This is a genomic window from Streptomyces sp. BRA346, assembly GCF_052851135.1.
The window spans coordinates 36,424-51,124 of sequence record NZ_JAIWIH010000021.1 but is presented as its reverse complement, the minus strand read 5'-3'; the positions used below and the strand labels follow the sequence as shown (position 1 = coordinate 51,124).

The window sequence follows — 14,701 nt, the reverse complement described above, 5'->3', positions numbered from 1 at the left end:
GAATCCGGGCGCGGGTAACCCGAAAAGCGTTGGCCATAGAATGCGTCAGCGCGAGGGTGTTCCCGCGTTCGAATTAAGCTCTGCCCAACGATATCTGACCGCACATATTCGCTGGTCAGTTCGATGGATCGCCCCGTGCACTCACCTGCGGCGCCCTCGGTCCCTCTCTCTTTTCCCTTCCGTCCCGGGCGTGAGTTCTGGCCTCTCACGGGAAATTGTCGGCAAGTTGACATTCCGTCATGTGGTTGTTCGGCCTTTTTAGGACTTTGCTCACGCATTACCTTCCTGGATAAGTGGATAATCGTTTCTTCATATCTAGGATCGCGGGCTATGACGGACACTCCACGCGGCAACTCCGCCACCCGTGCGCGCTGGCAGACGTGTCTCAGGCTCGCTCGCGAGCTCCTCCTCATCGGACCGGACGACAAGGACCTCAAGCTCGGTTATCTCCAGACTCTGATCGACACGGGCGACCTCGGCCCCACCCCGCATCCGCGCAAGAAGATCCTCATCGTCGGCGCCGGTATCACCGGTCTCGTCGCCGGCCGGCTGCTCAAGGACGCCGGTCACGACGTCACCATCCTGGAGGCCAACGCCAGCCGGGTCGGCGGACGCATCAAGACCTTCCGCGCCACCAAGCACCACCAGCCCTTCGACGACTCCGCCCAGTACGCCGAGGCCGGGGCCATGCGGCTGCCCGACTTCCATCCGCTCGTCCTCGCCCTCGTCGACAAGCTCGGGCTCGGCCGCCGCCAGTTCTACAACGTGGACATCGACCCCGCCACCGGCAGCGGCCCCGAGGTCGCCGTCCCGCCGGTGACGTACACGTCCTTCACCGGCCGCACCTGGACCCACGGCGAGGACAGCCCCGGCTTCCGGGAACCCGACAAGCGCGGCAACTCCTGGATCCGCGCCAACCGCACCCAGGTGCGGCGGGCCGACTACGGCGCCGCCCCCGAGCGGATCAACGAGGGCTTCCACCTCACCGACGACGAGGTCCGCGCCCCCGTCATCAAGATGGTCGACGACGCGCTGGAGTACGTGCGCGACTACTACTCCGACGTCGTCGACGGGCAGCGCGTCAACAAGCCGTTCGACGCGTGGGTCGAGGGCTGGGCCCGGGTCATCCGCGACTTCGACGGCTACTCCATGGGCGGCTTCCTGCGCGAGTGCGGCGGGCTCAGCGATGAGGCGATCGAGGCCGTCGGAACCCTGGAGAACATGTCCTCGCGGCTGCACCTCTCCTTCTTCCACAGCTTCCTGAGCCGCAGCGACATCAACCCGGGCGTCCGCTACTGGGAGGTGCCCGGCGGCAGTTGGCGCCTGCCGCACGCCCTCCACCAGGGCCTGCGCGACGAGGTGAAGCCCGGCCACCGCATGATCCGCCTCGAATACCACGACCCCAGCCGCGATGCCGACCCCGAGGGCACCGGTGCCGTCGGGCCCGACGGGTGGGGCGTGGCCGTGCAGACCGTCCCCGAGAACGACCCGCAGGCCGCGCCGCGGCTGTGGACGGCGGACCTGGCGATCGTCACCATCCCGTTCTCCGCGCTGCGCTTCGTGGAGATCGTCCCCTCGATGTCGTACAAGAAGCGCCGCGCCATCATCGAGACCCACTACGACCAGGCCACCAAGGTGCTGCTGGAGTTCAGCCACCGGTGGTGGGAGTTCACCGAGGACGACTGGCGCAACGAACTGGAGAGCATCGGCCCGGGCCTCTACGAGCACTACCAGCAGGGCGGCGAGCAGGACACCGCGCCCGTCCCCGCGTTCGTCGCCGAGGCGGGCGCCGGGCTGCTCGGTGCCGCGGTCAAGGACAACAGCGTCACCGAGGACATGCGGCAGCTCAACAGCACCATGCCGTTGCGCGGCCCCGCCGTCCGCCCCGCCTCCCACTGCTTCGGAGGGGGCTCCGCCACCGACAACCCCAACCGGTTCATGTACTACCCGTCGCACCGGGTGGAGGGCAGCACCGGCGGCGTGGTGCTCGCCTCGTACTCCTGGTCCGACGACGCCGCGCGCTGGGACTCCATGCGCAACGACGAGCGCTACGTCTACGCCCTGCGCAACCTCCAGGCCCTGCACGGCCGCCGCATCGAGGTGTTCTTCACCGGCCGAGGCGCCACCAAGAGCTGGGCCCGCGACCCGTACGCCTTCGGCGAGGCCGCCATCTACACCCCGCACCAGATGACCAGCTTCCACCTGGACGTGTCCCGTCCCGAAGGCCCCGTCCACTTCGCCGGGGAACACACCTCGCTCAAGCACGCCTGGATCGAGGGCGCCCTGGAGAGCGCCGTCCGCGCCGCCACCGCCGTCCACCAGGCCCCGTCGGTCACCACCCCGGGCGCACACCGGGAGGGCCGTTCATGACCGCGGTCTTCCCCGAGTACACGGTCGCCCGCCATCTGGCCTGCCGTCTGGCCGAGTTGGGCATCACGCACCTGTTCGGCGTCCCCGGCAACCACCTGGGCCCGTTCCTCACCACCCTGCGGGACGAGGGCGACGTCGAGTGGGTCGGCACCCCCACCGAGGGCGGCGCGGGCCAGGCCGCCGACGCCTACGCCCGCGTCCACGGCATCGGCGCGGCCGCGGTCACCTACAGCGTCGGCGCGTTCAACCTGCTCAACGCCTGCGGCGGCGCCTACGTCGAACACGTCCCGCTCGTCGCCATCAACGCCTGCCCGCCCTACGAGCAGTGGCAGAACTACCGCGCCCTCGGCCTGCTCACCTCCCACATGAGCCCCCGCCGGGAGAGCAACCTGGACGTCTACCGGCAGGTCACCGTGCCCGCGGGCGGGTTCCTGTCGCAGATCAGCTGGCTGTCCATCGGCTGGTCCGTCGGCGCGGCCACGGGCGCCGCGCTCGCCCCCGGGCGCCATCACGCCCGCCCGATGGTGTTCGTCGGCGACGGCGCCTTCCAGGAGACCTGCCAGGAGATCTCCACCCACACCCGGCTCGGGCTGCGGTCGGTGGTGTTCGTCATGGACAACGGGCACTTCTACGGCATCGAGCAGATGCTGGTGCACCCGTCCTACTACGCCGACCGGTACTCCCGCGACGGCACGGGCGAGGCGGAGGAGGCGGACTTCTACAACGTCCTCCACCCGTGGCACTACGACCGCCTCGCCGAGGTGTTCTCCGGCAAGGACACCCCGGCGAACGGGATCAGCATCGCGCACACCTCCGAGCTGGACGACCTGCTGGCCCGCCTCGCCGATCCCACCGACCCGCTCAACGCCGGGCCGCTACTGGTCCGCGTCCGCCTGCACCGGCACGACTACCCGCGGGCCATGGCGTACAAGGTGCAACAGAAAAGGGGTTAGGAACATGTCCGAGTTCATCAACGTGATGATCGCGTTCGACGCTTTCTCGATCGCCAAGCGCTACCCCGGTGCGTCGAGGAACCCCGACGCGCCGACCCAGGTCGACCACGACCTGATCTACATGACGACGCGCCACGACCGCGTCGTCGGCACGTCGGGAGCCGAGCTGAACTTCCGTGCCAACCCCCGGGACATCATCCGGTGGCGCGAGACGACGCTGTCGCTCAACAGCGAGTACAGCGCCCTGCTGTACCGGTACGTGAGCGGCGATCCACTGATCAGCACCCCGCGGATCGTGGTGGGCGACGGCACCTATCCGATGCCGAAGGAGGGGTCCGACGGCAGGCCGGACTTCGTCACGCAGGACTACGAGGACCACTACTGGGAGGCGGACGTCCGCAAGATCGGCCGGGTCACGTACCGCTTCTACTTCCAGGTCCTGGACAGCGACCTGAAGCCGGTGGGGTACTTCCAATGGGACCCGTTCATCACCATCGACAAACGCTCCTGACGGTCATCGCCGCGGTCGCGTAACCGCACACCACGTGGACGGCGCGCAAGCCCGCGCCGTCCACTCCGTCGTCCGTCCAGCGTCAGCGGATCCAGACGGCCCGGCCCAGAACGGCGATCTCGCCTCCGTCGGACTCGCCGTCGGGCGGGATCACATCGATGACCGGCCCGGTGCAGTCGTTGTTCATGTAGGCGAGGGCGTATTCGTTGGTGAGGTTGTACACGTGGAACCTGTTGTCCTCCAGCTGTACGGAAATGCAGCCGCTGGGATTGACGACGCGCCAGGTGCTGTTGAAGAGGTCGCCGTGAGCGGCGGAGGCCGATGGAGCCATGCCGAGGACGAGGGCTCCTGCGGCGGCCAGAATCCCTGCCGTGGTGGTGAGGCGGCGCATCATGCCGGACTCCTTCCCGGAGTGCTGCGGTCGGTGTGGCAGTTCCAGACCGATGACCACCTCTCGGGATACCTGCACCCACAGGAATTTCGCTGGAGTCCCTGGTGGGCGCCGGTCTCTGCCGACAGCAGAGGCGGGCGCGGCCCCGGGCGCGGCCTGCCAGGCTGGGGCCGTGGCCCACGACATCGGGATCCGCCGGCTCGACCTCGGCTGCCTCATCCGCCCCTCGTCGGAGACGGGCGGCCCGCACCCGCGGGTCGAGCCGGTGCTCGGCTATCTGGTGCGGCACGAGCGGGGGCTGCTCCTCTTCGACACGGGCATCGGCACCGGCAGCCCCGAAACCGACGCCCACTACCGGCCCCACCGCCGCGCTCTCCCGGCCGCGCCGGCGGCGGCCGGTGCCGCCCTCGCCGACGTCACGCTCGTGGTGAACTGCCACCTCCACTTCGACCACTGCGGGGCGCCGCTCGCGGCCCGCCTCGGCCTCTCGCGCCGGGTCGTCCGCGCGGGGCTCCGGGCGCTGGCCGAGTAGGGCATGCTCGATCTGCTCCCGGGCGGTGCGACCGCCGTCCCCACCGTCACGCCGAAGGACGTCCTCGACCTCTACGCCCTGCGCGCCAGCCTGGGCGCGCTGCTCATCCGGCGCGTCGCCATGCTCGGGCGCGACCAGCTCGCCCCGGCCTCAGCGGCCCTGGCGGAGGTGCGCGACGCCGCCCGCGACAACGACCACGCCCGCATGCGCGAGGTGGACTTGCGGTATCAGGACGCCCTCGCCCGCACCCCTGACCTCCCGCAGGCGGCGCACACCTTCGAACGCCTCACGGCCCGGCTGCGCATGTTCGTCACGGTGCTGGACATGGACTACAGCCAGGCGTGGGACGCCATCAGCGACGAAGACACCGCCGTCTACGAGGCGTTGCGCAAGGCCGACGGGAACGAGGCCGCCCGCCTGTGGCGGGTCAAGATCGAACGCTGCGTCCGCTTCATGATCGCCCAGCGCCCCGGGGACGACGCCGCCCCCGCAGCTGTGGACCACCCTGGCGGGCAGGCCCCGGCTGCCGTGACGGTCCGAGGGACGCCGCGCACTGACGCGGACGGCGCGTTACGCCGCTTCAGCCCAGGCCTTACGGCGCCTCAGATCGCGGCGCGAATGGCCCGCTCGAAGCCCTCGACATGGTCGCGGGCGAGCTGGGCCGCCTTCTCGGCGTCACCGGCGACGATCGCCTCGAGCAGCGGTCCGTGCTCTTCGACGTGGCCCGCCATGTCCGACAGCCGGTCGATGAACAGGCACCAGATGCGCGTGGCCAGGTTGTCGTGGCGGACGAGGGTGTCCTCCAGGTACGGGTTGTGAGTGGCGGCGTAGATGGCGCGGTGGACCTGGAGGTCCAGGCGCATCAGCTCATCGGCGCCGGGCCGACGGGAATCCACGCTCCCCAGCTCCCGTAGCGCGCCCGCCAGGACCGCGCGGTCCGCGGCCGTGGCGCGCCGCGCGGCCTGGGCGGCGGCCAGCGGCTCCAGCTCCTGGCGCACCTCGGAGATGTGCGCCAGGTCGGTGATGTTGACGTCGGTGGCGAAGGTGCCGCGGCGGGGGTAGGTCGTGATCAGGCGCTCGTACTGGAGCCGCTTGAGCGCCTCGCGCACCGGTGTCCGGCCGACCCCGAGGGACTGTGCCAGCTGGTCCTCGTTGATCGGCGCGCCCGGGCGGATCTCGAGCATGACGAGCCGGTCGCGGATGGCGCGGTAGGCGCGCTCGGCGAGGGACAGCTCCTCGCCCCTCGGCTCGATCGCCACGTGCTGCATGAAACCCCCTTGACCTCTCCCGTCGAGCTCCCATACCTTACCGCAGAGGCTGATATATCAGTTGCCCATTAGTTGGCTCTCAGGATGGTGCACAGATGGCAACCAACCCGTCGATCACCACGGTCACCTCCCACCTCACCCTTCCGCTCAGCACACTCGACCCGGATATCGCCACCGCGGTGGACGCCGAGCTGCACCGTCAGCAGTCCACCCTCGAGATGATCGCCTCGGAGAACTTCGCTCCGGCCGCGGTCATGGAGGCCCAGGGCTCGGTCCTGACCAACAAGTACGCGGAGGGCTACCCGGGCCGCCGCTACTACGGCGGCTGCGAGCACATCGACGTCGTCGAGCAGCTGGCCATCGCCCGGGTGAAGCAGCTCTTCGGCGCGGAGGCCGCCAACGTGCAGCCGCACTCCGGCGCCCAGGCCAACGCGGCCGCGATGTTCGCGCTGCTGGATCCCGGTGACACGATCCTCGGCCTCGACCTGGCACACGGCGGCCATCTCACCCACGGCATGCGCATCAACTACTCCGGCAAGCTGTACAACGTCGTGCCGTACCACGTGCGCGAGTCCGACATGCGCATCGACATGGACGAGGTCGAGCAGCTCGCCCTCGCGCACCGGCCCAAGATGATCGTCGCCGGCTGGTCGGCCTATCCCCGCCGACTGGACTTCGCCGCGTTCCGGCGCATCGCCGACGCGGTGGGCGCGTATCTGATGGTGGACATGGCGCACTTCGCCGGGCTGGTGGCCGCGGGCCTCCACCCGAGCCCGGTGCCGTACGCCGACGTCGTGACGACCACCACCCACAAGACCCTCGGCGGCCCGCGGGGTGGGGTGATCCTCAGCCGCGCCGACCTGGCCAAGAAGATCAACTCCGCGGTCTTCCCGGGCCAGCAGGGCGGCCCGCTGGAGCACGTCGTCGCCGCGAAGGCGGTGGCCTTCAAGGTGGCGGCGAGCGAGGAGTTCGCCGAGCGCCAGCAGCGCACCCTGGCCGGTGCCCGCATCCTCGCCGGGCGGCTGCTGTCCGACGACGTGGCCGAGGCCGGGATCACGGTGCTGACCGGCGGCACCGAAGTCCATCTGATCCTCGTCGACCTGCGCGCCTCCGCGCTCGACGGACAGCAGGCCGAGGACCGGCTGCACCGCATCGGCATCACCGTCAATCGCAACGCGGTGCCGTTCGACCCGCGCCCCCCGATGGTCTCCTCGGGGCTGCGCATCGGCACCCCGGCCCTGGCCGCCCGGGGCTTCGGCGAGACGGAGTTCCGCGAGGTGGCCGACATCATCGCCCAGGCCCTGAAGGACGAGAAGTTCGGCGACGAGCAGGCGGGCCTGCTGCGCGACCGGGTCGAGAAGCTCGCCGCCGCGTTCCCCCTCTACCCCCACCTGAACATCCCCACCTGAACGGAGACGCGGCATGACCACCCAGCCGCTGCCGGAGCACCCGGACTTCCTCTGGCGCAACCCGGAGCCGCGCTCCTCCTACGACGTCGTCATCGTCGGCGCGGGAGGCCACGGCCTGGCCACCGCCTACTACCTCGCCAAGAACCACGGCATCACCAACGTGGCCGTCCTGGAGAAGGGCTGGCTGGCCGGCGGCAACATGGCCCGCAACACCACGATCATCCGCTCCAACTACCTGCTGGACGAGAGCGCGGCGATGTACGAGCACGCGCTGGGCCTGTGGGAGCGGCTCCCGGAGGAGCTGGAGTACGACTTCCTGTTCAGCCAGCGCGGCGTCCTCAACCTCGCGCACACCCTCCAGGACGTCCGCGAAGGGGTGCGCCGCGTGGGCGCCAACCGCCTCAACGGCGTCGACGCCCAGTGGCTCACCCCGGACGAGGTCGCCGAGGTCTGCCCCATCCTCAACGTCTCGCCCGACACCCGGTATCCGGTCCTCGGCGCCACCTTCCAGCCGCGGGCCGGTATCGCCAAGCACGACCACGTCGCCTGGGCGCTGGCCCGGCGGGCGGACGAGCTGGGCGTGGACCTGATCCAGGGGTGCGAGGTCACCGGCTTCGTCAAGGACGGCGACCGGGTCGTGGGCGTGGAGACCAACCGCGGGCGCATCCTCGCGGGCCGGGTCGGCCTCGCGGCCGCCGGACACAGCAGCGTCCTGGCCGAGATGGCCGGTTTCCGGCTGCCGGTGCAGTCACACCCGCTCCAGGCGCTGGTGTCCGAACTGCACGAGCCGGTGCACCCCACCGTGGTGATGTCCAACCATGTGCACGTCTACGTGTCCCAGGCGCACAAGGGCGAGCTGGTGATGGGCGCGGGCGTCGACGCGTACAACGGCTACGGGCAGCGCGGCTCGTTCCATGTGATCGAGCATCAGATGGCCGCCGCTGTCGAGCTGTTCCCCGTCTTCGCCCGTGCGCACGTGCTGCGCACCTGGGGCGGCATCGTCGACGTCACCCCGGACGCCTCCCCGATCATCGGCGCCACCCCCGTCGAGAACCTCTACGTCAACTGCGGCTGGGGCACCGGGGGCTTCAAGGCCACCCCGGCCGCCGGATGGACCTTCGCCCACACCATCGCCACCGGCGAGCCCCACCCGCTGAACACCCCCTTCGCCCTCGAACGCTTCACGACGGGCGCACTGATCGACGAACACGGCGCCGCGGCCGTGGCCCACTGAGGAGAACACCGTGCTGCTGATCACCTGCCCATGGTGCGGTCCTCGCGACGAGGCCGAGTACCACTACGGGGGACAGGCCCACGTCCCCTATCCCGGAAACACCGCGGACCTCACCGACGAGGAATGGGCCGCGTACGTCTTCTACCGCGACAACCCCAAGGGGCCCTTCGCCGAGCGGTGGATGCACGGCACCGGGTGCCGCCGCTGGTTCAACGTCCTGCGCGACACCACGACGTACGAGGTGCTGGCCGCCTACCGGCTCGACGAGCCCCGCCCCGCACTGCCCCAGGCCGGAGGGAACCGATGACCGACCAGCCATTCCGGCTCCCGGGCGGGGGCCGTATCGACCGCGGCTCCGTGCTGCGTTTCACCGTCGACGGCCGTGAGCTGACCGGGCACCCCGGGGACACCGTCGCCTCGGCGATGCTGGCGAACGGGCTCGTGGAGGTCGCCCCGTCGATCTACCGCGGCCGTCCGCGCGGCATCGTCGCCGCGGGCCCCGAGGAGCCCAACGCCCTGGTGCAGATCGACGGCCCGTGCTCGGAGGGCATGCTGCCCGCGACGACGGCGGAGCTGTACGACGGCCTGTCCGCCACCACGCTGTCCGGGATGGGCCGCCTCGACCCGGCCCCCGACCCCGCGGTCTACGACAAGAAGTTCCTCCACACCGATGTGCTGGTCGTCGGCGCCGGACCGGCCGGGCTCGCCGCCGCCACCGCCGCCGCGGGCTCCGGCGCCCGGGTGATCCTCCTCGACGAGCAGTCCGAGCCGGGCGGCGCGCTGCTCTCCGGGCGCACCGAGACGGTCGGCGGGCAGAGCGCCCCCGCCTGGGCCGCCGAGGTCCGCGCGGCCCTCGACGCCGCACCCGAGGTCGTCGTCCTGCCGCGCACCACGGCGTTCGGCTCGTACGACGACAACTACGTGCTGGCCGTCCAGCGGCGCACCGACCACCTCGGCGCCGACGCCCCCGAGCCGTCGACAGGCGTCTCGCGCCAGCGAGTGTGGCACATACGGGCCCGCCGGGTGGTCCTGGCGACCGGCGCCCACGAGCGTCCGCTGGTCTTCGCGGGCAACGACCGCCCCGGGGTGATGCTCGCCGCCGCCGTGCGCTCGTACCTCAACCGGTACGCCGTGGCCCCGGGCTCGCGGGCCGTGGTGAGCACCACCAACGACAGCGCCTATGACACGGTCGCCGATCTGCACGCCGCCGGGATCGACATCGCCGCCGTCGTGGACGCGCGCCCCGAGCTGTCCCACCGGGCCGCCGAAGTGGCCGTGGCGACCGGGGTGCGGGTGCTGACGGGCAGCGCGGTGGCCGCCACCGCGGGGGCGAGCCGCATCACCGGTGTCACCGTCCGGGCCCTCGACGCCGAGGGCCAACTCACCGGCGCCCCCGAGTCGTTCGACTGCGACCTGCTGGCCGTCTCGGGCGGCTGGAGCCCGGTGGTGCACCTGCACAGCCAGCGCCAGGGCCGGTTGCGCTGGGACGAGGACCTGGCCGCCTTCGTGCCCGACGGCACCGTACGCGACCAGCAGGTCGTCGGCGCGGCCCGCGGGACGTACGGCCTCGACGGCTGTCTGGCCGAGGGGGCGCGGGCCGGTGCGCGGGCCGCGACGGACGCCGGGTTCCCGGTGCCCGTGCCCCCGTCCGACGAGGCGCGGTCCGAAGGCGGCCCGGTGCGCGCCCTGTGGCTGGTCCCCGCGGCCGAGGGCGAACCGGGCAGCTGGGACACCCACTTCGTCGACTTCCAGCGCGATGTGTCGGTCGCCGACGTCTGGCGGTCGGTGGGCGCCGGAATGCGCGGTGTCGAGCACGTCAAGCGCTACACCTCGCTCGGCACGGCGAACGACCAGGGCAAGACGTCCGGCGTCAACGCGATCGGCGTGATCGCCCAGGCCCTCGGCGCGGACGCCTCACCCGGAGACATCGGCACCACCTCCTACCGGGCGCCGTACACCCCGGTGGCCTTCGCCGCCCTGGCCGGGCGCGAACGCGGCGCGCTGTTCGACCCGGAGCGGACCACGTCCATCCACGGCTGGCACGTGGCGCACGGCGCGGAGTTCGAGGACGTCGGGCAGTGGAAGCGCCCCTGGTACTACCCCCGGCCCGGTGAGGACATGGACACCGCCGTGGCCCGCGAGTGCCGCGCGGCCCGTGAGGGGGTGGCGTTCATGGACGCCACCACCCTCGGCAAGATCGAGATCTGGGGCACGGACGCGGGCGAGTTCCTGGGCCGGATCTACACCAACGGCTTCAAGAAGCTGAAGCCCGGCATGGCCCGCTACGGCGTGATGTGCAAGCCCGACGGGATGATCTTCGACGACGGCGTGACCCTGCGCCTGGACGAGAACCGCTACTTCATGACCACCACGACCGGTGGCGCCGCCGGGGTCCTGGACTGGCTGGAGGAGTGGCTCCAGACCGAGTGGCCCGAACTCGACGTCCACTGCACCTCGGTGACCGAGCAGTGGACGACGATCGCCGTCGTCGGACCCCAGTCCCGCGAGGTCGTCGCCGGTCTCGCCCCCGACGTCGACCTGTCCGCCGAGGCGTTCCCCTTCATGGCCTTCCGCGAGACCACCCTGGCCTCCGGCGTCCCGGCCCGCATCTGCCGGATCTCCTTCTCCGGCGAACTCGCCTACGAAATCAACGTCCCCGCGTGGTACGGCCTGGCGGTCTGGGAGGAGGTGTACGCGATCGGCCGACCGTACGACATCACCCCGTACGGCACCGAGACGATGCACGTCCTGCGCGCCGAGAAGGGCTACATCATCGTCGGCCAGGACACCGACGGCACCGTGACCCCGCAGGACGCGGGCATGTCCTGGGTGGTCTCCAAGCAGAAGGACTTCGTCGGGAAGCGGTCCTACTCCCGCGTGGACACCTCCCGCACCGACCGCAAGCAACTGGTCGGCCTGCTGCCGAGCGACGGCAGGACCCGGCTGCCCGAGGGCGCCCAGCTCGTCGCCCCGGACGTGCCCCTCACCCCCGGGGCCGGGCCGGTGCCGATGCTGGGCCACGTCACCTCCAGCTATCACAGCCCGGCCCTCGGCCGCCCCTTCGCCCTCGCCCTCGTCGCCGGTGGGCGGGCGAGGATCGGACAGACCCTGCTCGCCCCGGTGGGCGAGGAGCTGGTGCCCGTCCTGGTGGCCGACTCCGTCCTGTACGACCCCGAAGGGACCAAGCGCGATGGCTGAGCCGACGATCGACGCGGGCGCGGGCCCGGTGGCCCTGCGCACCAGCCCCCTGGGCCATCTGGAGGCGCGGATGCGCGCCGCCGCCGTCACCGGCGAGCGGGGTGTCCGGCTCGCCGAGTGGCCGTTCATCACCATGGTGAACCTGCGCGTCGCCCCCGCCTCCGAAGCGGCCGATCGCATCGAGAAGACCCTCGGCGCGCCGCTCCCGCGGCAGTGCGGTCAGACCGCCGCATCCGGCCCCCACACGGTCCTGTGGCTCGGCCCCGACGAGTGGCTGGTGGTGACCCCGGTCGGCGGGACGTCCGTGGCCGCCGAGTTGCGGGAGGCGCTCGCCGGAGACCCGGGGTCGGTGGTGGACGTCTCGGCGAACCGCACCACGCTGGAGCTGAGCGGCCCGGCCGCCCGGCAGGTGCTGGAGAAGGGCTGCCCCCTGGATCTGCACCCCCGGGCCTTCGGCCCCGGCCGGGCGGTCTCGACCACGGTGGGACCCGTCGCCGTACTGCTCTGGCAGATCGACGAGGCCCCGACCTACCGGCTGTTCCCGCGGTCCTCGTTCGCCGACTACCTGGCGCGCTGGCTCATCGACGCGATGAGCGAGTACCGCGGCCCGGCGCTGCCGTAGGGGGTGTCTTGCCGATCATGCCGGGCTCCCGACGCCTGGCACGGCACCTCGCGGCCCCGCGCTCGTCGCTCCCCCAGCTACCGCTGGGAGGTGCCCCCTGCGCCCCCAGCTACCACTGGGAGGTGCCCCCTGACGCCGCTCGCTGATCCGGCCTGATCGACAAGACACCCCCTAGCGCCGGAGGAACACGGTTCCCGCATCGGGTGCGGGAACGGCGACGCGGGTCCCGGATGCGGACACATCCTGACCGCATCGCCTGCGATCGTCGTCCCGCACCCGACAGCAATCGGCAGGCCCCGAAGGGAACACGTGTGACGATGAGGATGACCGTCCTCGACGACCGGGCGCTGAACCGCGCCACGCTGGCCCGGCAGCTGCTGCTCGACCGCGCCGACGTACCGGTGCTCGACGCCGTCGCCCACCTCGGCGGTCTTCAGGCGCAGGAGCCGCAGGAACCGTTCACCGGCCTGTGGTCGCGGCTGCGCGCGTTCGACCCGGCGGCCCTGGACGGACTGCTGACCGGGCGGCACGTGGTACGCACCCACCTCATGCGCCGCACCGTGCACCTCCTCACCGCCGACGACACCCTGGCCTGGCGGATACGCCATGACACCATGCTGCGCCAGAAGGCGCTGGGCACCTACCGCCGCGAACTGGAGGGGGTGGACCTCGCCGAACTCGCCGCCGCGGCCGGCGCGGTGCTGGCCGACGGCGAGCCCCGCTCGATGCCCGAGGTCGCGCGGATCCTCGCCGACCGCTGGCCCGCGCCGAGCCCGAGGGCACTGGGCGAGATGGCGATCGCCGCCCTCGTCCCGGTCGTACAACTGCCGCCGCGCGGGCTGTGGCGCGCGCGGTCGGGGGTGCGCTACACCCCGCTCACCCGCTGGCTGGGCCGCGAGATCGCCCCGCCCGCCCCGGAGGGGTCCGACCCGGTCGGCGAAGCCCTGGTGCGCCGCTACCTGGCCGCGTTCGGCCCCGCCGCCTCGGCCGACCTGCGGGCCTGGTGCGGCCTCGCCGGACTGCCCGCCGCGGTGGCCGCCCTCCGCGGGGAGCTGGTCAGCTTCCGCGACGCGCGCGGCCGCGAACTGCTCGACCTGCCCGACGCACCGCGCCCCGACCCCGGCACACCCGCCCCGGTGCGGTTCCTGCCCGCGTTCGACAACGCGATCCTCGGCTACCACGACCGCGGCCGGATCATCGACGATGTCCACCGCGGCCTGTCCGTCGCGGGCGCCCGCGTGGTGCTGGTGGACGGCCGGGTCGCCGCGACCTGGACGGTCGACGCGGCCACCGTCCAGGTCACCCCGCTGCGAGGCTTCTCCCGGGCCGAGCGCGCGGCCATCACCGAGGAGGGCCAGGGCCTGGCCGCGTTCCTGTCCGAGAACGACAGCGACCGCGTACGGATTGCCACGTCCCCGTGAGCGGCGGCGTCCTACGATGACGGCATGGTCAAGGGAGTGATGTTTGACTTCTCCGGAACGTTGCTGCGCTGCGAGTCGGTCGAGGAGTGGCTCGGCGCGGTCCTGGCGGAGGCTGAAGTCCCGGTGGACGGCGCGGAGTTCGCCGACTGGGTGCGGCGGCTGACGGAGTGCGGAGCACTGCCGGGCGGGCCGTCGCCCCAGCGCATTTCCCCGGGGCTCGAAGGGCTGTGGCACGAGCGGGATCTGAGCCCTGATCAGCATCGAGCGGCCTACAGCACCTTGATCGAAGAGGCCGGGCTGCCGCGGGCGGAGCTGACCCAGGCGCTGTACGACCGCCACAAGGCGCCAGCCGCCTGGCGGCCCTACCCGGACACGGGGGCAACGCTGCGGGCACTGCGCCGACGGGGGATACCGGTGGCCGTGGTCAGCAACATCGGCTGGGACCTGCGGCCGGTGTTCCGGGCCCATGACCTCGATGGGCTGGTGGACGCCTATGTGCTCTCCTGCGAGCTGGGCACGCAGAAGCCCGACCCCGCCATCTTCCGGGCCGCCTGCGACGCGCTCGGCCTGTCCCCCTCCGACGTGCTGATGGTCGGGGACAACCGCGTCGCGGACGGCGGCGCGGAGGCGCTGGGCTGTCCGGTGCACTTCGTCGACCACCTGCCGGTCGGCCGGCGTCCGGCGGGGCTCACGCCCGTCCTGGACCTGCTGGGCTGAGCGCTCCCGATCCGGGCCTGGCCGATGTCGGCCATGGATCTCGCCTCATCTCCATTTGATTACCTAACTTAGGTA

The 14,701-nt window shown here is 71.6% G+C and carries 12 protein-coding genes and 2 pseudogenes; 12 read left to right on the top strand and 2 right to left on the bottom strand.

All coding sequences use genetic code 11. The features are described from left to right. The first annotated feature begins 330 nt into the window (after positions 1 to 330). From LCH29_RS23815 to LCH29_RS23805, 3 genes are read left to right on the top strand one after another with little or no spacing between them, the layout of a single operon-like run. On the top strand, positions 331 to 2,370 hold the full coding sequence (locus LCH29_RS23815) for a flavin monoamine oxidase family protein (RefSeq protein ID WP_446463770.1): 2,040 nt from the start codon (positions 331 to 333) through the stop codon (positions 2,368 to 2,370). Beyond that, positions 2,367 to 3,323, top strand: coding sequence for a thiamine pyrophosphate-binding protein (locus LCH29_RS23810; protein ID WP_446463769.1), 957 nt, complete (start codon positions 2,367 to 2,369; stop codon positions 3,321 to 3,323). The genes LCH29_RS23815 and LCH29_RS23810 overlap by 4 nt, the downstream gene beginning before the upstream one ends. A gap of 4 nt (positions 3,324 to 3,327) precedes the next feature. Then, the gene (locus LCH29_RS23805; RefSeq protein WP_446463768.1) at positions 3,328 to 3,834 is read left to right on the top strand and encodes an inclusion body family protein; all 507 of its coding nucleotides are present in this window, start codon (positions 3,328 to 3,330) and stop codon (positions 3,832 to 3,834) included. 82 nt (positions 3,835 to 3,916) lie between these two features. On the opposite strand, the gene LCH29_RS23800 is transcribed toward LCH29_RS23805, so the two are convergent. Next, entirely contained in the window at positions 3,917 to 4,228 is a 312-nt protein-coding gene (locus LCH29_RS23800) for a hypothetical protein (RefSeq protein ID WP_446463767.1), read from the bottom strand. A 169-nt stretch (positions 4,229 to 4,397) separates the two neighbouring features. On the opposite strand from LCH29_RS23800, the pseudogene LCH29_RS23795 reads away from it, so the two are divergent. Further along, a pseudogene (locus LCH29_RS23795) lies at positions 4,398 to 4,685 on the top strand (MBL fold metallo-hydrolase); the annotation flags it as partial. Positions 4,686 to 4,760: 75 nt separating this feature from the next. Further along, a pseudogene (locus LCH29_RS23790) lies at positions 4,761 to 5,174 on the top strand (FCD domain-containing protein); the annotation flags it as partial. Positions 5,175 to 5,359: 185 nt separating this feature from the next. Here the strand turns inward: LCH29_RS23790 and LCH29_RS23785 are convergent. After that, complete coding sequence (locus LCH29_RS23785) at positions 5,360 to 6,025, bottom strand: GntR family transcriptional regulator (RefSeq protein WP_446463766.1); 666 nt, start codon at positions 6,023 to 6,025, stop codon at positions 5,360 to 5,362. A 95-nt stretch (positions 6,026 to 6,120) separates the two neighbouring features. Here LCH29_RS23785 and glyA point away from each other — a divergent pair, with 95 nt between their 5' ends. From glyA to LCH29_RS23750, 7 genes are all read left to right on the top strand, one after another. After that, positions 6,121 to 7,434, top strand: a complete 1,314-nt coding sequence (gene glyA / locus LCH29_RS23780) for a serine hydroxymethyltransferase (protein WP_446463765.1) — start codon at positions 6,121 to 6,123, stop codon at positions 7,432 to 7,434. Between the two features lie 13 nt (positions 7,435 to 7,447). Continuing rightward, positions 7,448 to 8,668, top strand: a complete 1,221-nt coding sequence (locus LCH29_RS23775; protein WP_446463764.1) for a sarcosine oxidase subunit beta family protein — start codon at positions 7,448 to 7,450, stop codon at positions 8,666 to 8,668. A gap of 10 nt (positions 8,669 to 8,678) precedes the next feature. Continuing rightward, the gene (locus LCH29_RS23770; protein WP_009712259.1) at positions 8,679 to 8,975 is read left to right on the top strand and encodes a sarcosine oxidase subunit delta; all 297 of its coding nucleotides are present in this window, start codon (positions 8,679 to 8,681) and stop codon (positions 8,973 to 8,975) included. Beyond that, complete coding sequence (locus LCH29_RS23765; RefSeq protein WP_446463763.1) at positions 8,972 to 11,866, top strand: sarcosine oxidase subunit alpha family protein; 2,895 nt, start codon at positions 8,972 to 8,974, stop codon at positions 11,864 to 11,866. Before LCH29_RS23770 ends, LCH29_RS23765 begins: the two co-directional genes overlap by 4 nt. After that, positions 11,859 to 12,488, top strand: a complete 630-nt coding sequence (locus tag LCH29_RS23760; RefSeq protein ID WP_446463762.1) for a sarcosine oxidase subunit gamma — start codon at positions 11,859 to 11,861, stop codon at positions 12,486 to 12,488. The genes LCH29_RS23765 and LCH29_RS23760 overlap by 8 nt, the downstream gene beginning before the upstream one ends. Before the next feature lie 323 nt (positions 12,489 to 12,811). Next, complete coding sequence (locus LCH29_RS23755; RefSeq protein WP_446463907.1) at positions 12,812 to 13,909, top strand: winged helix DNA-binding domain-containing protein; 1,098 nt, start codon at positions 12,812 to 12,814, stop codon at positions 13,907 to 13,909. A 24-nt stretch (positions 13,910 to 13,933) separates the two neighbouring features. Further along, entirely contained in the window at positions 13,934 to 14,626 is a 693-nt protein-coding gene (locus LCH29_RS23750; RefSeq protein ID WP_446463761.1) for an HAD family hydrolase, read from the top strand. Positions 14,627 to 14,701 lie beyond the last annotated feature (75 nt).